Source organism: Mycobacterium sp. NGS61 (genome assembly GCF_059812325.1).
The window spans coordinates 63,123-86,113 of the sequence record NZ_JCALCL010000009.1; the positions used below are offsets into that span (position 1 = coordinate 63,123).

General features: G+C 68.2%; 13 protein-coding genes. 6 read left to right on the forward strand and 7 right to left on the reverse strand.

The annotated features are described in order from the left end of the window. Nucleotides 1–107: 107 nt before the first annotated feature. Nucleotides 108–947, forward strand: coding sequence for a ribonuclease Z (locus tag AC5Y3Z_RS18355; protein ID WP_463824816.1), 840 nt, complete (start codon nt 108–110; stop codon nt 945–947). A 79-nt stretch (nt 948–1,026) separates the two neighbouring features. Then, nucleotides 1,027–1,365, forward strand: coding sequence for a PE family protein (locus AC5Y3Z_RS18360; protein WP_463824817.1), 339 nt, complete (start codon nt 1,027–1,029; stop codon nt 1,363–1,365). Between the two features lie 13 nt (nt 1,366–1,378). Here AC5Y3Z_RS18360 and AC5Y3Z_RS18365 read toward each other — a convergent pair whose 3' ends face one another. The 3 genes from AC5Y3Z_RS18365 to AC5Y3Z_RS18375 are packed head-to-tail and all read right to left on the reverse strand — an operon-like array spanning nt 1,379 to nt 4,874. Then, nucleotides 1,379–2,218, reverse strand: a complete 840-nt coding sequence (locus AC5Y3Z_RS18365) for a transglutaminase family protein (protein WP_463824818.1) — start codon at nt 2,216–2,218, stop codon at nt 1,379–1,381. After that, nucleotides 2,218–3,195 carry an alpha-E domain-containing protein gene (locus AC5Y3Z_RS18370; RefSeq protein ID WP_463824819.1) on the reverse strand — a complete coding sequence of 326 codons (978 nt, stop codon included), beginning with the start codon at nt 3,193–3,195 and terminating at the stop codon, nt 2,218–2,220. The genes AC5Y3Z_RS18365 and AC5Y3Z_RS18370 overlap by 1 nt, the downstream gene beginning before the upstream one ends. Beyond that, entirely contained in the window at nt 3,195–4,874 is a 1,680-nt protein-coding gene (locus AC5Y3Z_RS18375) for a circularly permuted type 2 ATP-grasp protein (RefSeq protein WP_463824820.1), read from the reverse strand. Before AC5Y3Z_RS18375 ends, AC5Y3Z_RS18370 begins: the two co-directional genes overlap by 1 nt. A gap of 139 nt (nt 4,875–5,013) precedes the next feature. Here AC5Y3Z_RS18375 and rpsT point away from each other — a divergent pair, with 139 nt between their 5' ends. Further along, complete coding sequence (rpsT, locus tag AC5Y3Z_RS18380) at nt 5,014–5,277, forward strand: 30S ribosomal protein S20 (RefSeq protein ID WP_463824821.1); 264 nt, start codon at nt 5,014–5,016, stop codon at nt 5,275–5,277. 22 nt (nt 5,278–5,299) lie between these two features. Here rpsT and holA read toward each other — a convergent pair whose 3' ends face one another. From holA to AC5Y3Z_RS18395, 3 genes are all read right to left on the reverse strand, one after another. After that, nucleotides 5,300–6,241 (reverse strand): DNA polymerase III subunit delta, encoded by a 942-nt coding sequence (gene holA, locus AC5Y3Z_RS18385; RefSeq protein ID WP_463824942.1) that lies wholly within the window; start codon nt 6,239–6,241, stop codon nt 5,300–5,302. A gap of 188 nt (nt 6,242–6,429) precedes the next feature. Continuing rightward, entirely contained in the window at nt 6,430–7,923 is a 1,494-nt protein-coding gene (locus AC5Y3Z_RS18390; protein WP_463824822.1) for a ComEC/Rec2 family competence protein, read from the reverse strand. 74 nt (nt 7,924–7,997) lie between these two features. Further along, nucleotides 7,998–8,849, reverse strand: a complete 852-nt coding sequence (locus AC5Y3Z_RS18395; RefSeq protein WP_463824823.1) for a helix-hairpin-helix domain-containing protein — start codon at nt 8,847–8,849, stop codon at nt 7,998–8,000. Between the two features lie 190 nt (nt 8,850–9,039). Here AC5Y3Z_RS18395 and AC5Y3Z_RS18400 point away from each other — a divergent pair, with 190 nt between their 5' ends. From AC5Y3Z_RS18400 to AC5Y3Z_RS18410, 3 genes are read left to right on the forward strand one after another with little or no spacing between them, the layout of a single operon-like run. Further along, the gene (locus AC5Y3Z_RS18400) at nt 9,040–10,197 is read left to right on the forward strand and encodes an acyl-CoA dehydrogenase family protein (protein WP_463824824.1); all 1,158 of its coding nucleotides are present in this window, start codon (nt 9,040–9,042) and stop codon (nt 10,195–10,197) included. A 7-nt stretch (nt 10,198–10,204) separates the two neighbouring features. Continuing rightward, nucleotides 10,205–11,311, forward strand: coding sequence for an acyl-CoA dehydrogenase family protein (locus AC5Y3Z_RS18405; protein WP_463824825.1), 1,107 nt, complete (start codon nt 10,205–10,207; stop codon nt 11,309–11,311). A gap of 5 nt (nt 11,312–11,316) precedes the next feature. Further along, entirely contained in the window at nt 11,317–11,739 is a 423-nt protein-coding gene (locus AC5Y3Z_RS18410) for a PPOX class F420-dependent oxidoreductase (protein WP_463824826.1), read from the forward strand. A 4-nt stretch (nt 11,740–11,743) separates the two neighbouring features. Here AC5Y3Z_RS18410 and AC5Y3Z_RS18415 read toward each other — a convergent pair whose 3' ends face one another. Further along, complete coding sequence (locus tag AC5Y3Z_RS18415) at nt 11,744–22,813, reverse strand: type I polyketide synthase (protein ID WP_463824827.1); 11,070 nt, start codon at nt 22,811–22,813, stop codon at nt 11,744–11,746. Nucleotides 22,814–22,991: the final 178 nt, after the last annotated feature.

The following is a 22,991-nucleotide window of genomic DNA, read 5'->3' on the forward strand; positions in this document are numbered from 1 at the left end:
AAGCCGCTGTCCGAAGCTGTGATCCGCTGCAGCGAAACCGTCACTGCATCTTGACTGCGGCGATCGCGGGACTACTGCTCAGCGCACCGGCTTGCAAGGATGGAGCCATGATCGAGGTCACCCTGCTCGGCACCGGCAGCCCCATTCCCGACCCGAACCGCGCCGGACCCGCCACCCTGGTCCGGGCCGGCGGCCAGGTATTCCTGATCGATTGCGGGCGCGGGGTGTTGCAGCGCGCAGCGGCGGTCCGGGTCGGTGCCGCGGGTTTGACGGCGCTGCTACTCACCCACCTGCACAGTGACCACATCGCCGACCTCGGCGACGTGCTGATCACCGGCTGGGTCAGCAACTTCGCACCCGATCCGGCGCCGCTGCAGATCATCGGTCCGCCGGGCACAGCGCCGGTGGTGGACGCCACCCTGCAAGCCTTCGGTCACGACATCGGCTACCGGATTGCACATCACGCGGATCTGAACGCGCCACCGCCGATAGAGGTCCACGAGCACACCGCGGGCCGGGTATGGGACCGCGACGGCGTGACCATCGACGTGGCACCCACCGACCACCGTCCGGTGGCGCCGACGATCGCATTCCGAGTCGAATACGACGGCGCCGCGGTGGTTCTGGCGGGCGACACCGTCCCGTGCGGCACCTTGGACGAATTAGCCAGTGGCGCAGACGCATTGGTGCACACGGTGGTCCGCAAAGACATCCTCTCCCAGGTCCCGCAGCAGCGGATCAGGGATGTCTGCGACTACCATTCCTCAGTGCCGGAGGCGGCCGCGACGGCGGCGCGCGCCGGGGTCGCGACCTTGATTCTGACGCACTACGTGCCGGGTCTGGTGCCGGGCCAAGAGGGGCAGTGGCGGGACCTGGCGGCCGGCGAGTTCACCGGACGGATCGAGCTGGGTGACGACCTGCACCGGGTCGAGGTACACGCACGATGAGCACAAGACCCGAAATGGGTGTCCAGGGGCTCGCCGCGAGGTACGATCCGCTCCTGCCGTTGTTGAAATTAGGTGCGCGATGTCATGGTTTGCCGCGGAGCCGGAGGCGATAGCCGCTGCGACCAGCAGCCTGGCCGAGATCGGTTCGACGCTCGATGCGGCCAACGTCAGCGCGGCGTCGCCTACCACCGGTGTTCCCGCGGCCGCCGCTGATCAGGTCTCCGCGGCCGTCGCGTCGTTCTGGGGCACGCACGCGCAGGGATACCAGCAGATCAGCGCCCAGATGGCGGCGTGTCACGACCAGATCATGCAGGGACTGGCCGCCGCGGGCGAGTCGTACGCCGGCACCGAGGCGGCCGTAGCCCAGCCGCTGCAGGGCATCAACGCCCCCGCCAGACATCTGCTGGGCGGCCGCTGATCGACTCGGTCGGCTAAGCGAGTCTGGTGATCTCGACTTCCACGTCGAGGTCCGTCGCGCCCAGGCCGGAGTAGATACCCTTCAGCGGCGACACGTCGGCGTAGTCACGGCCCACTCCCACACTGATGTACTGCTCGGTGATTTCGGTGTCGTTGGTGGGGTCCCAGTTGCACCAGCCACCCGTCCAGGCCTGGATCCAGGCGTGGCTGCGACCCTCGATCGCCTTGCCGACGGCGGCATCCCGCTTGGGGTGCAGGTAACCGGATACGTACCGGCCGGGAATTCCCATGCTGCGCAACACAATCAACGTCAGATGAGCGAAATCCTGACAGACGCCCTTGCCCTGCTCCAGCGCATCCAGGCCGGAGGATCGCACCCCGGTGGTGCCGGGTAGATAGTCCAGTTCGCTGCGCGCCCAGCGGGCTGCTCCGACCACGGCGTCGGCCGGCTCGTGGTTCTTCATGATCCGCTTGCCCACCGCGGCGACCCGCTTGCTGAACGGGGTGTAGTCGGTGGGGCGCAGTACCTCGTCGAACCGGTCGATCACCGCCAACGACTGCAGTTCCTTCCAGCTTGTCTTGTCCGTTGGCACCTCGGGGCGTTCGGTTTCCACCACCGACGACGACGTCACCGTGAGCTCGGTGTGCGGGGCGTGCAGGTCGAAAGCCGTGACGGCGGTGCCCCAGTAGTCGATGTAGCGGTAGGAGCGGGTCGCCGGGATGGTCTCGACCCGGTTCAGGACGACGTTCTGCCGCGTGTTGGACCGCGGTGTCAGCCGCGCCTCGTTGTACGACGCAGTCACCGGCGACTGGTACGCATACCCGGTGGTGTGCACCACCCGCATCCGCCACATCAGGATTCTCCTTGACTCTGCACGAGCTCACCGCGCTGTCGGGCATCCGTCCACGCCACCCATGGCGCGGCGTGAAAGTACTGCAGCGCCAACGCTTCTCCCACGTCGTGGCATGTCTTCTGCAGGCCGCCCAGCCGGTTTTCCAGGGTCTCCAGCAGCACGCCGGGCTGCAGGAATTCCAATTCACTGCGCGCCTGACCGAGCAGTCGCTGCGCCTCGGAGGTGGCGCCCACGCGGCTCTGCGGATTGTGCAGCAACTCTTCGAGGTTGTGTTCGGCGAGCTTCAGTGAGTAGAAGACCGAACGCGGGAAAAGCCGGTCCAGCAACATGAATTCGACGACCCGGCCCGCGTCCAGCGCCCCCCGGTAGGTGCGCAGGTACGTGTCGTGCGCACCGGCTGAGCGCAGCAGTGTGACCCAGGCCGGCGACGAGGCACTGTCCCCCACCCGCGAGAGCAGCAGTCGCACCGTCATGTCGACCCGCTCGATCGCACGGCCGACCACCATGAAGCGGTACCCGTCATCGCGGGACAGGGTGGAGTCGGCCAGACCGGCGAACATGGCCGCCCGGCCCTCGATGAACGACAGAAACTCGTGTGGCCCAAGGCGTTTGGCCGCCCGCTCCCGTTCCGGCAGGGCATGGTAGGTGGTGTTGATGCACTCCCATGTCTCGCTGGACGTGACTTCCCTTGCCGACCTGGCGTTTTCACGAGCCGCCGAGATGGCGTCGACGATTGAACAGCCGCCTTCGGTATTGGGACTGAACGCCACCAAATCGGTCAACGACCAGACGTCGAGCCGGTGTTGGGGAGGTTCGATTCCCAGCACCTTGAGCAATAGCCGGGAAGACCGGTCCGGATCGACGCTGGATTCTTCGAGCAGGTGGTGTACGGCCACGTCCAGGATTCGCGCGGTGTCATCGGCGCGTTCCACATAGCGCCCGATCCAGTACAGGGCTTCGGCGTTGCGGGCAAGCATCAGTCGATCGCTTTCTGTTGCTGCTGTTGCTGTTGCTGTTCGTCCATCGGCTGCTGGATCGGTTGGGATTTCGTCCTTGCGGGGCGCGCGACCTCGGAGTTCTGCTCGGGCACGGCCCGCGGCAGCGAGCGCACCACCTGCGCGCGGCCCAGCTCGCGGGCGGCCACCGACGTGCGTGGCGCCAGCACCCAGGTGTCCTTGGAGCCGCCGCCCTGGCTGGAGTTCACCACCCGGGATCCTTCGACCAGCGCCGTGCGGGTCAGCCCGCCGGGCAGCACCCACACGTCGTCCCCGTCGTTGACGGCGAATGGCCGCAGGTCGACGTAGCGCGGTGCCAGCGAGTCACCGATCCGGGTCGGCACGGTGGACAGTTCCATCACCGGCTGAGCGATCCAGGAGCGAGGATCGTCGCGGATCTTCTTGGCCAGGGCGGTCAACTCCTTCTCCGACGCCTCCGGCCCGAAGACGATGCCGTACCCGCCGGAACCCTCGACCGGTTTGACCACTAGCTCCCGGATCCGGTCCAGCACCTCTTCGCGTTCGTCGTCCAGCCAGCAACGATAGGTGTCGACGTTGGCCAGCAGCGGTTTCTCCCCGAGGTAGTACTCGATGATGGTGGGCACATAGGTGTAGACGAGTTTGTCGTCGCCCACACCGTTGCCGATGGAGCTGGAGATGACGACGTTTCCGGCACGTGCCGCGTTGACCAGTCCCGCCACCCCGAGCACCGAGTCGGCGCGGAACTGCAGCGGGTCCAGGAAGGTGTCGTCGATGCGCCGGTAGATGACGTCGACCTGCCGTTCGCCGGCAGTGGTGCGCATGTAGACCTGGTTGTCGCGACAGAACAGGTCACGACCTTCGACCAGCTCGACACCCATCTGGCGGGCCAGCAGCGAGTGTTCGAAATAGGCCGAGTTGTAGACGCCGGGGGTCAGCACCACCACGGTGGGATCGGCCTCGTTGGTGGCCGCCGACTTGCGCAAGGCCCGCAGCAGGTGTGAGGCGTAGTCGTCGACGGTGCGCACCCGGTGCGTGGCGAACAAATTGGGAAAGACCCGTGCCATGGTGCGCCGGTTTTCCATGACATACGACACACCCGAGGGTGAGCGCAGGTTGTCCTCGAGGACCCGGAAGTCGCCCTTCTCATCGCGGATCAGGTCGATGCCCGCCACGTGGATACGCACCCCGTTGGGCGGAACGATGCCGACGGCCTCGCGGTGAAAATGCTCGCAGGAGGTGATCAGCCGACGCGGGATGACGCCGTCGCGCAGGATTTCCTGATCGCCGTAGATGTCGTCGAGATACAACTCGAGAGCCTTGACGCGCTGGGTGATGCCGCGTTCCAGCCGGGTCCACTCGGCGGCCGAGATGACCCGAGGCACCAAATCCAGCGGAAAAGGGCGCTCCTGGCCGGACAGCGAGAACGTGATGCCCTGATCGATGAAGGCCCGGCCCAGCGCATCGGCGCGGGCTTTGAGCTCCGAGGCATCGGTGGGCGCCAGTTCGTTGTAGATGCCCTTGTAGGGACCGCGGACGTTGCCGTGCGCGTCGAACATCTCGTCGAACGCCAACGAGTAAGCGGCGTCTGAGGTGTTGTAACCCTCGAAAATGCGCTCGGAGCGGACCGGTGACCGCCGCCTGGACGGCTGGACCTGATTGGCAAGACTCACCTGTGTCACTCTGCCTCAATCCCCCCACTCCGGCTGACCCGGAGTTCGTCTTTTGGGCGAAAACGTAACCGACTGATAACCTGGGCAGTCGCTATCGGGTTGCTTACCCCGGGCAAAGCCAAGTCGAAACGAAATAAGGAACTGACGCGTGGCCAACATCAAGTCGCAGCAGAAGCGCAACCGGACTAATGAGCGCGCCCGGCTGCGCAACAAGTCGGTGAAGTCTTCGCTCCGTACGGCCATTCGCGCCTTCCGCGACGCGGCCCACGCCGGCGAGAAGGAAAAGGCCGCCGAGCTGCTGGTCTCGACAAGCCGCAAGCTGGACAAGGCCGTGAGCAAGGGCGTCATCCACAAGAACCAGGCCGCCAACAAGAAGTCGGCGCTGGCCCGCTCGTTGCACAAACTCGGCTGACCACCGCCTCGGCGGGCGGTATTCAGCTCGAGGCCAACTCCGCCACCTGCCGCACCGCGGACTCCAAGGCGTAATCGGCGACCGCGACGGCCCCTTTCACATTGGCGTTGAGGGTCGCCACCACCTGCATCGCAACGGCCAATCGGTCGCGTGACCACCGCCGTGCCTGCTTCTGGGCTTTCTGCACCCGCCACGGCGGCATCTTCAGTTGCCCGGCCAGCCGATAATGATCGCCGGACTGCGCCGAGACCAGGCCGATGGTGTGCACGGCTTCGGCGAGCGCGTCGGCCAGCACCACCAGCGGTTCACCGCGCATCATCGCCCAGCGCAGCGCCTCCGCGGCGCCCGCCACATCACCGGCCACCGCCTTATCGGCGATGTCGAACCCCTTCACCTCGGCTTTGCCGCTGTGGTAGCGGCGCACCGCCGCGGCGTCCACGTTGCCGTTGGTGTCGGCGACCAGCTGCGAGCAGGCCGACGCAAGTTCGCGCAGGTCGGATCCGACGGCATCCAGCAGGGCCGTCACCGTCTCGTCGTCGACCTTGGCCTTCAGCGAGCGGAATTCTTTGCGGACGAAATCGGTCCGTTCACCGGCCTTCGTGATCCTGGCGCAGGGATGGACCTGAGCGCCCAGCGACCGAAGCTCACCGGCCAGCGCCTTGGCCCGGCCACCACCGGAATGCACCACCACCAGCACAGTGCCGGCCGGGAGGTCCGCGGCAGCCGACGCGACCAGCGCGGCCGCCTCCTTGCCCGCCTCGGCCGCGGCCTCGAGCACGACGATCCGTTCCTCGGCGAACAGTGAGGGGCTCAACAACTCGGTGAGCTCGTAGGTGCTGACGTCACCCGCCCGCATCCGGTCCACGGGCACGTCAGCCCCGGGGGTGCGGCGTCGCGCCGCCTGCACGATCTGCGCGACCGCCCGCTCGATGAGAAGTTCCTCTTCCCCCAGCACCAGGTGCAGCGACGAATCCTCGGTCACGCCACGATGGTGTCACGAAGCAGCGACAGCCACGGAATTCGGTGGCGACCCGCCGCACCCGGCTACGCCGCGCTTGCGATCGCCACGCGAACATGGTGGCGACCCGCCGCACCCGGCTACGCCGCGCTTGCGATCGCCACGCGAACATGGTGGCGACCCGCCGCACCCGGCTACGCCGCGCTTGCGATCGCCACGGAAACCGACCAGGCCGTGAGGGAAAGGGCGCCGGCCAGCGCCCCGCAGACCGCGGCAACCCGAAACCAATGCCATCGCCACATCACCACCACCAGCACGCTGGTGCAGCCGACCACCACCAGGCCCGCGACGCCCGTCGGCACTGGCACCGCGGCACCTGGCACGCCGGCGGCCCAGTGCGCAACGCGTAGCGCCCACCACACCTCGGGCCCGGTGAACCGGATCAGCAGCTGCGATGCCGCCGGCCAGCACACCGCCAGCACCGCCGCGGCCGTGCCCAGCACAGTGATCGCGGCTATGACCGGCGCCACCACCAGATTGGCGACCACAGCGACCAGGCTGAACCGGCCGGAGATCGCTGCGACCAGTGGCGCGGTCACCACCTGAGCCGCCGCGGCAACGGCCAACGCGTCGGCCAACGGCTTCGGACAGCCGCGGGCGGTCAACCGGCGCGACCAGGCGGGCGCGACGACAACCAACGCGGCGGTGGCGATCACCGACAGTGCAAAACCGACGTCAACAGCCAGTTGCGGTGCCACCACCAGCAGCAACAACACCGTGGTGGCCAAAGCCGGAATGGCTTGCCGGCGTCGCGAGGTCAGCATCGCGGTCAGCGCGATCGCGCCCATCACGGCCGCCCGCAGCACGCTCGGCGTCGGCTGCACGACGATGACGAAAGCGATCAGTGCCAGCCCGGCCAGCGCCACGGCGGCCCGGGGCCCGATCAACCGTGCCGAAAGCAGCACCGCCGCGCAGACAATCGTGACGTTGGCCCCGGAGACCGCCGTGAGGTGCGTCATGCCGGCCGCGCGGAACTCACCGTTGGTTGCGGCACTGACCTGTGAGGTGTCGCCCAGGACCAGCGCGGGCAGCATTGCGGCCTCGTCCGCGGGCAACACCTGGTGTACAGCCACGCTGAAGCGACGGCGGACGGTGTGTGCGGCCTGTTGCACAGAATTCGCACTGCCGACCGTCGGATGGCCCGTGGCAGTTAGCACCGCAACCGTCAGGTCACGACGGGTGGGCTGAGTGATCCGTGCGGTGAACCGCACCGGCTGGCCCACCGACAGCTCGCCGAACCCACCGTCGGATTCTGAAGCGCGCGCGAAAACGACTGCACGGCCTGATATTTCGGCGTCGCGCAGCCGCAGCAGGGTGGCTCGGAACATCAGCCGGCCGGACCGCAGCAACAGCGGGCTCTCGCTCGGGCTGACCGTCACCGGCTCGACGGTGCCGAATGCCGCGGTGATCGGGTGGTGACCGAGCGCGTCGGTACGCAGCGCGATCGCCAGCCCGTAGCCGGTACCCACCACGCCGACCGCGACCAGACCGGCACCGACGAAAGTCGTTCCGCGACCCCGCCGCCACCACACCAGACCCGCCGTCGCCGTCAACATCGCGCAGCAGCTGGTCAGCGCCGCACCGATGGGCCAGACGATCCCACCGGCCGTCACGATCCAGGCGGTCATGGCAGCTGGCACCAGCCGCACGTCCAGGCGCGACGCCGGGTCCGGCACCAACCCCCCGGTCGGACGCTGCCGAGTCAAACACGAACCAGGGCGCGCAGTTTGTCCAGCCGCGCCGGCCCGATCCCGTCGACCTCCCCGAGCTGGTCGACGCTGGTGAACCTGCCGTTGGCCTGGCGCCAGGCCACGATCGCGGCCGCGGTGACCGGTCCGACCCCGGGCAGGGCGTCCAGCTGTTCCACGGTCGCCGTGTTCAGGTCGAGCGCCTGCTTTGCGGTACCGGGTTTGCCTGAGGTGGTCGCGACTTGCGATGGCACCGGTCCGGCTGGGCTGCCTGTGCCGACGGAGCTGCCGAGCACCGACGGTTTGCCCGACGGTGGCGCCAGGCCGACGACGATCTGTTCGCCGTCACCGAGCGGGCGGGCCATGTTGAGCCCGATGGTGTCTGCGCCGTCGACCGGCCCGCCGGCGGCCTGCAGTGCGTCGGCGATACGCGCACCTGGCGCCAAGGTCACCAAGCCGGGCTTGCGCACCAGGCCAACGACGCTGACTACGACTGGACCCACCGGTGGGCCGGGGCTGCCCGAGGACCTCGGCCCGGTCGACGAAACCCGTTCCACCGGCGGCAGTTTGGCCGAAGTGACCGGCGCCGGCCGGTCACGCACCAACGTGAAGACGGTGATCAGCACCGCCAGCGCGGCGATCACCGCCAACCCGACGGCACCGGCACGACCCGGATCGGCGCGCACCCGTTCCATCCAGCCGCGTCCACCAGAGGGCTCAGGAAGCCAGCGCGGCAACAACGAGTTCGGGTCGTCTTCGGTACCTGCTTCGCTGTCTTCAGCCTCGGATTCGGCTGCGTCGGAGTCGGTACCCGGGCCGGACCCGAACCGCCGGTGCAGTCGCTCCGCGGGAGGTTCTGTTCGCATGCGCCGACCGTAGGCGCGCCCACCGCCACACCAGCCCGAAAATCGGCACCTCAACACCCGGTTGTGGACTAACCCGAGGCTGTGCACGGGCGCCGGAACGGATGGGTCAAGATGGAACCGGCGCGAACGATCCGGGCCGGACGTCCACCGTCTCTCGACGAGCTCACGTTCACCGACACAGGAGGCTGCAATGAAGCTGGCGCTCACATCCGAGGAAGCCGCGTTCCGCGACGAACTTCGTACCTTCTTCACCACCGAAATCCCCGCCGAGATCCGGGACCGGGTTCGCCAGGGCGGATCGCTGACCCGCGAGCAGATCGTGACCAACCACAAGCTGTTGCACGAGAACGGGCTCGCCGTGCCCGGCTGGCCGGTCGAGTGGGGCGGCAAGGATTGGACACCCACCCAGTCGCAGATCTACAACGACGAGATGCAGCTGGCCAGTGTGCCCGAGCCGCTGAACTTCAACACCAAGATGGTCGGACCGGTGATCGCCGAATTCGGGTCCCAGGAGATCAAGGAACGGTTCCTGCCGCCCACGGCGGCGCTGGACATCTGGTGGTGCCAGGGCTTCTCCGAGCCCGAAGCCGGCTCAGACCTCGCCTCGCTGCGCACCACCGCGGTCCGCGATGGTGACACCTACGTGGTCAACGGGCAGAAGACGTGGACGACACTGGGTCAGTACGCGGACTGGATCTTCTGCCTGGTGCGCACCGATCCGCAGGCACCCAAACGGCAGGCGGGCATCTCGTTCCTGCTCATGGAGATGGACACCCCGGGTATCACGTGGCGCCCGATCAAATTGATCGACGGGGGCGTCGAAGTCAACGAGGTGTTCTTCTCCGATGTCCGGGTTCCCGCCAATCAGCTTGTCGGCGAAGAGAATCAGGGCTGGACGTACGCGAAGTTCCTGTTGGGCAACGAACGCACCGGCATCGCGCAGGTGGGTCGCACCAAGGTGCGGTTGGCCGAGGTGAAGCGGCACGCCGCGGAGAGCGGGCTGCTCGACGACCCGCTGTTCGCCGCGCGGCTGGCCGAAGCCGAAAACGAGGTGCTGGCACTGGAACTCACCCAGGCCCGGGTCGTCTCCGGTTCGTCGGGCGGTAAACCGAACCCAGCTTCGTCGGTGCTCAAATTGCGCGGCAGCCAGTTGCAGCAGCTGTCCACCGAGTTGATGCTCGAGGCGGCCGGTGCCGACGCGCTACCGATCGACGGTGACGAAATCGCTTCGCCGGCTTGGGCGCAAGCCAGTGCGCCACACTACCTCAACTACCGCAAGACCTCGATCTACGGCGGTAGCAACGAAGTTCAACGCAACATCATCGCGTCCACCATTCTGGGATTGTGAGGCAGTCATGGACTTTCAGTTGAGCGAAGAGCAGGTGCTGTTGCGCGACACCGCCCGGGAGCTGTTGTCGCGCAGCTACGACACGGAAAGCCGCAACAAGGTGGTCGACACCGAGCTCGGCTGGAGTCGTGAGGTGTGGAGTCAGTTGGCCGAGACCGGGATTCTGGGTCTCGGCTTCGATCCGGAAGAAGCCGGCCAACTGGAGATCGCCGTGGTCCTCACCGAAGTGGGGCGCCGCCTGGCGCCGGAGCCGATCGTGCACGCTGCCCTGGCCCCGGGTGCGCTGATCGCCGAACTCGGCAGTGCTGCGCAGAAGGAACTGCTCGACGAGGTCGCCGCGGGCCAACTGCTGCTGGCGTTCGCCCACCTGGAGCCCGGACAGCGGGGTGCGTCGGCGGAGATCGCCACTCGCGCTGTGCAGCAAGGTGATTCGTGGACTGTGAGCGGACGCAAGAACCCGGTGCTGGCCGGGCACTGCGCCGAGACGCTGGTGGTCAGCGCGACGTTGCCGGACGGCGGCACCGGCCTGTTCCTGGTCGACGCCGACAATGCCACCCGACGGTCCTACGCCACCTTCGACGGCCAGCGCGGCGCCCAGATCGACCTGGACGACGCCGCCGCCGAACCGCTGGGCGATGCCGCCGACGCCTCGGTGGCGATCCGCAACGCCGTCATCCGGATTCAGTCTTCGCTGTGTGCCGAAGCGCTGGGGGCGATGGAGGAAGCGCTGCGGCTGACCACTGAATACCTGAAAACCCGCAAACAATTCGGGGTCACCTTGAACAAATTCCAGGCGCTGACGCAGCGCGCCGCCGACATGTATGTCTCGCTGGAGTTGGCGCGCAGCATGAATCTGTACGCGGCGATGTCCATCGCCGACGGCAACTACGACCCGGTGATCGCCGCGCGCGCCAAGCTGCAGATCGGGCGCTCCGGCCGGCACATCGGGCAGGAGGCGATCCAACTGCACGGCGGCATCGGCATGACCGCGGAATACCCGGTGGGCCACTACACGGCGCGGCTCACCGCGATCGACAACACGCTGGGCTCCACCGGAGATCAGCTGCGGGTGCTCATCGACAACGTCGGCGAATACGACCTGGCAAAGTTGTAAATCGCATGGCCGAACTGTCCGACCGCGTCATCGCCTTCCTGTCCGAAGGCACTCGGACGGGCATGCTGGCCTTCACCGCCAGCGACGGCCGCCCGCTGGTGGCGCCGGTCTGGTTCGTCGTCGACGACGGCGCACTGGTGTTCACCACCGACAGCAGGACCGCGAAAGGGCGTGCGCTGCAGCGTGATCCACGGGCCACGATCTGCGTCGACGACCCGCACCCGCCCTACTCGTTCGTGCAGGTTCAGGGCCAGGCTTCGGTGAGCGACGATCCGCAGCAGCTGCTGGACATTGCGACCCGAACCGGCGCCCGGTACATGGGCGCCGATCGGGCTGCTGAGTTCGGCCGGCGCAACGCCGTGCCCGGCGAGCTGGTGGTGCGGCTGCGGCCCACCAAGGTGATCGCCGGGTTCGACGTCAGCGACTGACGCGTCAGTCAGCCGGCCCCGGTGCTGATTCGGACTCGCCGTCCGCGTCCTCGGCCTGCGGGACTTCCCCGTCCGTCTCCGGCAGCTGCTCGGCCAGATACTCGGCCAGCGACCGGATTGTCGGGTAGTCGAAGACCGCCGTGGCGCTGATGGTGAACGCCCCGCCGAACTGCGCGTGCAACCGGTTGCGCAGTTCCACCGCCATCAGCGAGTCGGTACCCAGGTCCAGGAACCGGCTGCTGGCCGCGGGCGGCTGCGCAAGCCGCAGGAACTGTTGCACCTCGTGCTGCAGGTACTCGCTGATGAAGTCGGCGCGTTGCGCTTCCGGCACTTCGTAGAGCTGACGCAACAATTCGCTGTCGCCGGGTGTCGCTGTGGCATCACTGGGCAGCAGGTGGTCGAGGATCGGCGGCCGGGCACCGCCGAGCATCTTGGCGAGCCGTTGCCAGTTGGCCTTGATCACGGTGACCTGCCCGGTGCCGTGGGCGAGGATCTCGCCCAGCGCACTCAGGGCCGCGCTGGGCTCCAGCGGAAGCAGGCCCTGTGCACCGAGATTGGCGCGCGCCGCATGTGACGTGGCCATGCCGCCCTTGCCCCACGGACCCCAGTTGATGCTGGCTGCGGGCAGACCTTGGGCCTTGCGGTAGGCGGCGAGTCCGTCCAGCAGTGCATTGGCCGCTGCATAGTTTGCCTGTCCGGGCGAGCCCAGCACGCTGGAGGCCGACGAATACAGCAAGAAGAAATCGAGGTCGTCGTCTGCCGTCAACCGATGCAAATGCCACGCCGCCAATGCTTTCGGTTGCAGGGTTGTCTGGAAGTGCGCCGCGTCCTGCTGGGTCAGCAGCGCGTCGTCGAGCACACCGGCCAGATGGGCCACCCCGGCCAGCGGCGGCAGCTCCGACCGGATCCGCCCCAGCAACTCGGCGGCCGCAGTCTCCTCACCGACGTCGGCGGCGAAGGTGTGGATCCGGCACCGGTACCGCTCGGTGATGTCGGCGATGGTCCGCTGCGCCTCGGCATCGGGCTCTCGCCGGCTGGTCAATACGATGTCGCCGGCGCCGAGCTGCGCCAGGTGGGCGGCTGTGTGCAGCCCGAGCGCTCCCAGACCACCGGTGATCAGGTAACTCCGATCACCGTGCAGCTGAAGCGGTTTGGGCATCTGTAGCACGATCTTGCCGATGTGACGTGCCTGCTGCATGCGGCGGAAGGCGGTCTTGGCTTCGGTCAGCGGATAGATCTCCACCGGTAGCGGCGACCACTCGCCGTTGCCCAGTCCCTCCGACACCTCGACCAGCAGACGCTGGATGTGCGCGGGGTCGGACACGATGGTGCCGTCCAGCGCGACGATCTCGTAGGCGATGTCCGGCCGTTCAGCCGCCATCTGTTCCGGCGACCAGATGTCGCGCTTGGCGATTTCGGCGAATCGTCCGTTGCGCGCGGTGGCCCGCACGGTGGCAGCGACGAACCCGTCATTGGTCAGGCTGTTGAGCACCACGTCGACACCGGCTCCCCCGGTGTCGGCGAGGATCTGGTCGGCGAAATCCGTACTGCGCGAGTCATAGACGTACTGCACGCCCAGTTTGCGCAGCATGGCCCGCTTATAGGTGCTGGCGGTGGCGAAGACCGTGGCACCGTGCTGTTGGGCCAACTGGACCGCGGCCAGCCCGACCCCACCGCTGGCTGCATGCACCAAGACCCGGTCGCCCGGCCGCAGCTTGGCCCAGTCGAACGCGAGTCGCGCGGTGAGTGCGGCGGCGGGAATGCTGGCCGCGTCGACCGCGCTCAGTCCCTTCGGAACGGGCGCCAGCAACTGCGCCGGCACGTTGACCCGGCTGGCGAACGCGCCCTGCATGAAGCCCATCACGCGTTGGCCGACCGCGAGTCCGGTTACGCCGCTGCCTAATTCGGTGACGATGCCGGAGAAGTCGCCACCGATCAGCCCCGGGTCGCCGGGATACAGGCCGAGCACGTTGAGCACATCCCGGAAGTTGAGGCCGGCGGCCTCCACCTGGATCTGCACCTGGCCCTCGCTGGGCGAGTTGACCTCTGACTCGGTCAGACGCAGGTTGTCGATCGCACCGCGCTCGGTCGGCGCCAGCACGTAGTCGCCGGCGCGGGGTACCGCGAGATGTCCGCTGCGGGCCCACGGCATCAGCCGCGAAACCAGGTACTTTCCTTGCCGCAGCGCGAATTCGGGTTCCTCGCCGGGAGCGCCGAGCAGTCTGGCCAGCGCGGACACCGCTTCCTCGGACCCGTCGTGGTCGACCAGGCGGCAGCGCAGGATCGGTTGTTCGGCGACGATGGTCCGTCCCAGCCCCCACAGCGCGGATTGCACCGGGTCGACAGGCTCACCCGGTTCTGCGGCGACGGCTCGTTCGGTGACGATCCACAGTCCGCCGGTGAGTTTCACCGTTTCGTCAGCCAGCAGCGGTTGCACCACGTCGATCACTTCGCCGATCTCGGTCTGCAGGCGCTGCGCGAACTCGGCGCTGGACTCCTCGCCGGCCGGTCCGGAGCTGCCGCGCAACACGATCCCGGAAATCGGCATTCCGCGGTCCTGGGCCTGCGCGATAAGCTGCCGCCACTGTTCGGCGTCGGCGTTGCGATCCACGCGCAGGCAGCCGGGCAACTCGGTGGCCAGCTCGTCGAATCCGGCGACAAGCCACGTGCCGGAGATGCTTTCATCACCATCGGACGGCGGCGGCGGCACCTCGTGCCAGCCCAGGGTGTACAGCAGTCTGGTGGCGTCACCTCCGAGCCCACGCAGCAACGCCTCGCGGGGCGCGCGCTTCACGGTGAACTCGCGGATACCGCCCAACAGGCGCCCGTCCCGGTCCACGAAATCGAGGTCGAAGACCTGTGTTTCGTTGTCCAGTGCATTGCCGTGCCACTTCGCCCGGCAAAAGAACCGGCGTGGCATCCGTTCGCGCAGCATCACTCGGCCGTACCGCAGCGGCAGAAACAGGTCGGCCACGCCGTGCTCGGCTGCCAGCAGCGCGGGGAACGCCGGGAAGGCGACACCGGTGCACAGGTCCAGCAGCACCGGATGGATCGGTTCCCCGCCGAGGTGCTCGCTGAGTTCGTCGCCGACGACGACATCGCCGATCGCCTCGCCTTCACCCACCCACAATGACTTCAGGGACGTCGACCAGGTTGGCCCCCAGGCCAATTCCATGTCGGCGAAGGTTTCGAACAGCTGTTGCGGCCGGGTGCGGCTCAGCTGCTCGGTCGCCGCTTCGACGGAATCCTCGGTATCCAGCGCCGACTCGTCGTCCACACCGGTCACGACGGTCCCGTCGGCGTTCAACGACCAGTCGACATCGCGCACCCCGTAGGGGCGGCTGTGCACCTTGAAGGTGAAGCCGCTGCCATCCTCGGTCGGGGTCAGCGTCAGCTGCACCTCACGAGAACTCTTCTCCGGCAGGATGATCGGCTCGTAGAAGAAGACATCCTGCACCCGCGCCGGCGGGCCGACGGCGGCAAGGGCCATCGCCGCGTACGTCGCGCCCGGGACGACGACCGTGCCGTAGATGACGTGATGAGCCAGCCACGGCTGCGATTTGACCGACAACCGGCTGGTGTAGACGGCGTCACCGGAGGCGAGGTCTTTTGCGCTGCCCAGGATCCCGGACGCCGCGACACCTTCGCCGCCGCCGATGATGCCGGAGGTCTTGGGCCAGAAGTGCCGGCGCTGAAACGGATAGGTCGGCAGTTCGAGCCGGCGGCGCGGCGAGTGATACAGCTTGGCGAAATCCGGACGATGCCCCGAAACATAGGCTGTGGCAACCGCTTCGGCGATCTGGCGCCGCGCGTCGGTGCCCTTGCGCAGCGAGACGATCGCGCGGGGCGCGGTCGCGTGCTCGGGCCACACCTGCACCGCGGCCGCGGTCAGGATCGGCTGCGGACCCAATTCCATCAACACCGTGCATCCCAGCTGCGCCACCGTGCGCACGCTTTCGGCAAACTGCACCGGCTGCCGGGAGTGCCGCCGCCAGTACTGCGCGTTGAGCGGGGTTTCGGCGCTGAGTACCCCGCCGGTGCGGTTGCAGACCAGCGGTCGAGTCGGAACCGCGAACTGGAAACCCGCCGCATACGACTCGAACTCGTCCAGCGCGGGTTCCAGCAACTCCGAATGGAAGGCGTGGCTGGTGTCCAGCCAGTTGCAGCGGATCCCGTCCTCGCTGAGGGCTTCGACGACCTGCTCCAAGTCCTCGCCCGGGCCCGACAGCACCGTGTTAGGGCCGTTGTAGGCGGCGACCGAAACCCGCGGCGACTTGTCGGCGACGGCCTCGACGTGTCCGGCATCGGCGAAGACTGCGACCATTCTGCCGCCGGCCGGCAGATTGCCGAACAACCGACCGCGTTCGGCGATCAGCCGGGCCCCGTCCTCGAGGCTGAACACTTCGGCCACGCAGGCGGCCGCGTACTGGCCCACGCTGTGCCCGAGAACCACGTCGGGCTCGATGCCCCACGACTGCCACAGCCGGGCCAGACCCATCTCGACGGCAAACAACGCCGGCTGCGCGAAAGACGTGTGCCGCAACGTTTCCGAACTGTCCCGGTCGGTGGCGAACATCACCTCCAACAGTGGCCGCGGCAGCAGGTCATCGACCGCGGCGGCACATCGCTGCAGGACGTCGGCGAATACCGGTTCGGCAGCGAACAACTCGCGTGCCATGCCCGGGTACTGACTGCCCTGCCCGGTGAACAACCACGCCGTGGTCGGCGGGTCGGCGCATTCGCCGCGCAGCACCCCCGGTCGCAGCCGATTCTCGGTCAACTCGACCAGCTGGTCGCGGGCGTTGCGCACCGGGTCCCCGCCCGGGTCCAGAACCAGCGCGGCCCGGTGTTCGAACTGTGAGCGGCCCACTCCGGCGGTGAAGCAGACGTCGGCGATGTCGACCTCAGGATGCGCGTCGAGCCATTCGCAGTACCGCTGCGCCAACGCCGTCAGCGCCTGCGGGGAGCGCGCCGACAGCGGCAACACCTTGACCTGTTCGTCAGCGGTGTCCGCCTTCGGCGCCACCACCCCGTCGTCATCGGTGCCGGCCAGGTCGTCGACAACCGGCGGCGCCTCCTCGATCAGTACGTGCGCGTTGGTGCCGGTGAAGCCGAACGAGCTCACCCCGGCCCGCCGCGGCCTGCCGTTGGTCTGCCACGGCATCGGCTCGTCCACCACCCGCACCGGTAGCGAACTCCACGGGATATGCGGCGACGGGTTCCCGAAATGCAGTAGGTGCGGCAGCATTTCGTGCTGCATCGACAACACGACTTTGATCAGTCCGGCGACGCCCGCAGCGGACTCGAGGTGGCCGATGTTGGTCTTGACCGATCCGAGCAGCAGGGGCCGGTCCGGGGTGCGGCCGGTACCGTAGGCGGCCGCGGCGGCCTGCACCTCGATCGGGTCACCGAGCGCGGTGCCCGTCCCGTGCGCCTCGAGATAGTCGACGTCGCCGCCGCTCAAACCGGCGCGCGTCAGTGCCGAGGCGATAAGGCGTTGCTGCGCACCGCCGTTGGGCACTGTGAGACCACTGGAAGCGCCGTCCTGGTTGACCGCGCTGCCGCGGATCACCGCGCAGATCCGGTCCCCGGCACGCTCAGCGTCGCTGAGTCTCTTGAGCACCAGAATCCCGCAGCCTTCGCTGCGCACGTACCCGTCGGCCGCGGCGTCGAAGGTCTTGCAACGACCGTCGGGCGAGAGCATCCGGGCTCGGGAGGCGGCGACGATGGACGCGGGGCTCAGCAACACGTTGACCCCGCCGGCCAGCGCCAGATCGCAGTCACCGGAGTGCAGTGCCTGGCAGGCCTGGTGGACAGCCACCAGCGACGAACTGCAGGCAGTGTCCACCGCCACCGCAGGGCCCTCCAGCCCGAGCGCGAACGCCACCCGGCCCGCGATGGCGTTGAGCGCATTGCCGGTGATGAAGTGGGCTTCGATGCTGTCCACCGAGTCCCGCGACAGCAGATGCGAATACTCGTTGGCGGCCACCCCGACGAAGATGCCGCTGCGGCTGCCGCGCAACGCCGTCGGCGAATATCCGGCGCGCTCCAAACCCTCCCAGACGATCTCCAGCATCAACCGCTGCTGAGGATCGATCCACACGGCCTCGCGCGGGGAGATGCCGAAGAACTCCGGATCGAATTCCGCGATGCCTTCCAGGTACCCCCCGTTGCGGCTGTAGATCTTGCCCGGCGTCTCGGGATCCGGGTCGTAGAACTCGTCGATGTCGAACCGGTCCTCGGGGATCTCACGGATCGCGTCGACACCGCCGGACAACAGGTCCCAGTACGCTTCGGGATTGGGCGAACCCGGAAAGCGGCACGCCACCGCGACGATCGCGATCGGCTCGTCGGCGGCTCCGGACGTCAACGACGTCGGCTGGGTCGGCGCCGCGGCCGCCGAGGGCTGGGCACCCAGTCGCAGTACGTCGCCGAGCAGGTAGTCCGCCACGTCGACCAGGCGCGGATGATCCATCGCCAGCGTCGCCGGCAGATCCCTGCCGACGGCCTGCTCGACCCGCCGCCGCAGTTCGACGGCCATCAACGAGTCCATACCGAGGTCGAAGAAGCCGGCCTCCTCGCGGATTTCGGACCCGTCGGTCCGGGTCACGTCCGCCACCACGTCGCGCAGGAACTCGACCAGAATCTTCTTGCGCTGCTGCACCGGAGCCGCGGTCAGCTGCTCGACCAATCGAGTGGGACCGGATGCCCCCGATGCCGCTGCCGCCGTTCCGGACTCGGGCACCTCGCGCTCGAGCTCCGCGAGGAAGGACCGCCGGCCACCCAGCTGGTACAGCGGCAGGAAGCGGGCCCAATCAACCCGTGCCACAACGCCGTTCGGGGTCTCCGATGCCGCCGCCATGACCTCGGCCATCCCGGCCAGCGCGTCAGCGGACGACAGAGCTTTGACGCCGCGCTGCTCGAGACGGGCGCGGGCGTCCTCGTCGGCCATGCCGGACGCTCCGGACAGCCCGGACATCCAGGGACCGAAGTTCACGCTCATGGCGGGCACGCCCTGTTCGCGCAACCGCCACACCAACCCGTCGAGGAAGGCGTTGGCGGCACTGTAGGCGGTCTGGCCGAAGCTGCCCCAGACCGCGGCGATCGAGGAGGTGCACAGGAAGAAGTCCAGTTTCTGGTCCCCGGGCAAATCCGCCACAGCCTCACTCAAATGCCAAGCGCCCCAGACTTTTCCAGCAAAGACACGGTCAACTTCGGTGTCCTCGAGAGTCTGCAGGGGTGTGTTGCCGATCTCACCGGCGGCGTGCACGATGCCTGCCAGCGCGGGCAGCTCGGACTGCACGGTGGCCATCAGGCGGGCCACGTCGTGCGGGTCGGCGACGTCGGCCGCGACCACCCTGATCTGGCAGTCATGCTCGCCGCTGATGGCCTCGATGCGCTGCCGGGCACCGTCACCGGGCGCCCGCCGACCGGTCAAAACCAGCTGCCGGGCACCGCGCGACGCCAGGTATCCGGCAATCTCCAGACCGACGGCACCCAGCCCACCGGTCACCAGATACGTTGCGTCAGAACGGAGTTGCAGCGGCGCGGCGACCGGCAGGCCGGGCCGACGGTGCAGCCGGGGAACGTAGACAGCCTGGTCGCGCAACGCGATCTGGTCTTCTCGGACCGCCGAGTTGGGTGAGGTCACGGCCAGCTGGTCGATCAGTCGGGACCACTCGTCGGTGCTGCCGTCGGGCAGGTCTGCCAGCCCGCCCCACACCTGCGGATGCTCCAGCGCGGCCGCGCGACCGAATCCCCAGAGGCAGCTCTGCACCGGCGACACGACGTCGGCGTCGACGACCCGCTGCGCACCGCGGGTGACCAGCCAGATAGGGGTACGCAGTTCGGCGGCAACGGCGGCGCGGAACAGGTGTTTGGCTCCGCCGAGCACCCGGTGCTGCATCCGCAGCAGCGAACGCATCGACGGCGCAGTGGAGACACCGCCGCGTTCCAGGGCAGCCAGGCACAGGATGCGCAGCGAGGGTTCCTCGGCCACCGCGGCGCGCAATGCGGCTTCGAGTCGGTCGCGGTCCGCGTCGGAGGCCGGCAACCCGAGGATCCGGTACCGGTGACCCCGCGCGGTCAGCGCCTCGGTCAACGACGCGGCGAGTTCGGCGTCGTCACCGATGAGCAGCCAGGCCGAGCCCTCACCGGCGCCCACCTTGGCCACCGCAGACTTCTGCCAGCGCATCTCGTAGCGCGCGTCGACGATCGACTGCACCGCCCGCTGGCGATTATGCTGCGCGGCAAACTTTTTCAAAATTTCCGCAGTCTGTTGGTTGCCGCTGTCACCGTCGAGCAGCGCGGCGAGTTCGTCGATCCGGCCGTCCTCGAGCAGGCGCACCGCCTCGGTCCGCGCAGCGGGGGCGGCGGTCTCGGCGACCGGGGCGCGGCTGTCCCGGTACCAGTACGGGCGGCGCTGGAACGGGTAAGTGGGCAGGTCGAGCTTGTGGGTGGCCCCATGCTGCAGCGCGCCGAAATCAGGCAGGTGCCCCGTGGTGTAGGCGCTGGCCAGGGCTTCGGTGATCTGGCGGTGGTCGGCACCGTTGCGGCGCAGCGACGCGATCGCGCGCGGCGCGGTGGCCGGGTCGGGCCAGACCCGCAGTGCCGCGGCGGTGAGCACCGGCTGCGGCCCGACCTCCAGCAGTGCCGCGCAGCCGAGGTCGGCCAAAGTGGCCACGCTCTTGGCGAATTCGATCGGCTGGCGCGCATGACGACGCCAGTAGCGCGCGTCCAGTTTCACCGTCCTGCCCAGCGCGGCACCGGTGCGGTTGCACACCAGCAGACGCTGCGGCGAGCGGTATTCGAAACGGCTTGCGTACGACTCGAATTCGTCGAGGGCCGGATCCAACAGCGCCGAGTGGAACGCGTGGCTGGTGTCCAGCCAGTCGCACCGCACTCCGTCGGCGGTCAGCGCGGCCACCGCCCGGTCCAGATCCTCGGCAGGTCCCGACAGCACGGTGTTGGCGCCGTTGTAGGCGGCCACCGAGAGTCGGGGGAATTCATCGGTGAAGCTCTCCACCCGCTCGGCGGCGGCGAACACCGCAACCATCCGGCCACCCGCGGGCAGGTTCCCGAACAGACGGCCGCGTTCGGCGAGCAGCAACGCGCCGTCTTCGAGGCTGAAGACACCGGCGACGCAGGCCGCCGAGTACTGGCCGACGCTGTGCCCGAGCACGACGTCGGGCTGAAGTCCCCACGACTGCCAGAGCCGGGCCAGACCCATCTCCACCGCGAACAGGGCGGGCTGGGCATAGCTGGTCTGGCGCAAGGTGTCTGATCCGTCGGGCGCGAAGATGACGTCCAGCAGCGGCTGGTCCAGCACGGCGTCGACCACTGCCGCGCACCGGGTCATCGTCTCGGCAAACACCGGTTCGGTCTCGAACAACTCCCGGGCCATGCCGGCGAACTGGCTGCCCTGGCCGGGGAACAGCCAGGCCGTCTTCGGGACGTCGGCAGCGGACTCACCGCGCACCAGGCCGGGGGCCGGTCGGTCGTCGGCCAGCGCGCCCAACAGCTCACTCGCGGACTCCACCGAATTCACCACCAGCGCGGCGCGGTGCTCGAAGTGGGAACGACCCACACCGGCGGTGAAGCACAGATCGGTCAGAGCGGCCTCGGGATGCGCGGTCATCCACTCGCGATACCGCTGCGCGAGCTGCACCAGGGCGGCCGGGCTGCGGGCCGACAGCGGCAGCAGGCTGAACCGGCGGTCCTCACTGTCGTCGATCACGGCGGGTGCGGGCACCCGAGCGGGCGCTTCTTCGAGGATGACGTGCGCGTTGGTCCCGGAGAACCCGAACGAACTGACCCCGGCGATGCGCGGCGCGCCGTTGCGTTCCCAGGCGGTGGCCTCCTGCACGACGCGCACCGCGAGCCGGTCCCACGGGATGTGCGGCGACGGTTTGCGGAAATTGAGGTGCTTGGGCAGCGCCTCGTGCTCCAGCGCCAGGATGACCTTGATCACACCGGCGATTCCGGCGGCCGCTTCCAGGTGCCCGATGTTGGTCTTGACTGACCCGATCAGCAGCGGGCGGCCCGGGTCGCGACCCTTGCCGAGCGCCGCACCGGCGGCCTGCACCTCGATCGGATCACCCAGCGAGGTCCCGGTCCCGTGCGCCTCCAGGTATCCGACGTCACTGGCTGCGACGCCGGCGCGGTGCAGGGCCTCGGTGATCACCCGCTGCTGGGCGACCCCGTTGGGAACCGTCAGACCACCCGAAGCGCCGTCCTGATTGATCGCGCTGCCGCGAATCACGGCCCGGATACGGTCGCCATCGCGGATCGCGTCGTCGAGCCGTTTGATGACGATGACGCCGCAACCCTCGCCCCGCACGTAGCCGTCTGCGGCCGCGTCGAACGTCTTGCAGCGTCCGTCCGGCGCAAGCATGTGCGCATGCGAGAACGTGATCATGGTCGCGGGGCTGAGCAGCACGTTGGCCCCGCCGGCCAGCGCCAGGTCACACTCGCCCAACCGCAGCGCCTGGCACGCCTGATGGATCGCCACCAGCGACGAGCTGCACGCGGTGTCGACCGTCACCGCCGGGCCCTGCAGTCCCAGGCGATAACTGATCCGGCCGGCTGCCGCAGCAGCCGCCGTGCCGATCGCCATGTAGGCCTCGATCTCGGCGTAGTCGAGTTCGTCGGACGCCATGCCCAGGTAGTCATGGGTGGACAGACCCATGAACACCCCGGTGTTGGAATTGGCCAGCGCCATCGGGGCGGTACCGGAGTGCTCCACCGCCTGCCACGCCGTCTCCAGCAGCAGCCGATGCTGCGGGTCCATCAACCGCACCTCGCGGGTCGAGACCCCGAAGAACGGCGCGTCGAACCCCGTCACGTCCTCGATGAATCCTGCGCGGCGCGCAACCATTTTTCCCGGCGCGTCCGGATCGGGGTCGAAGAACTCATCGACGTCCCACCGGTCCCGGGGCACGTCGGAGACCGCATCGCGGCCCTGCCGCAGCACGTCCCAGAACTCGTCTGCATCGGCAGCACCGGGGAACCGCGCCGCATAACCGACGATTGCAAACCCTGATGTCGGCCCCGTCGGTTCCGCCACGATTGCCATGCATTGCCCTCTCTGGTCGGCCGGCCCGGTTGCGCTGCAGCCGCACCCTTCCCGCGCCCAGTATGGCAAGCGAGCGGATCCGCCACGCCGCGACTAAGCAAGGTCACAGGTTGCGACCCCGTTCCGGCCGTGCTCACCGGTGCCATCGGGGAACGGTTATGTTGATCTGGGTAACAGC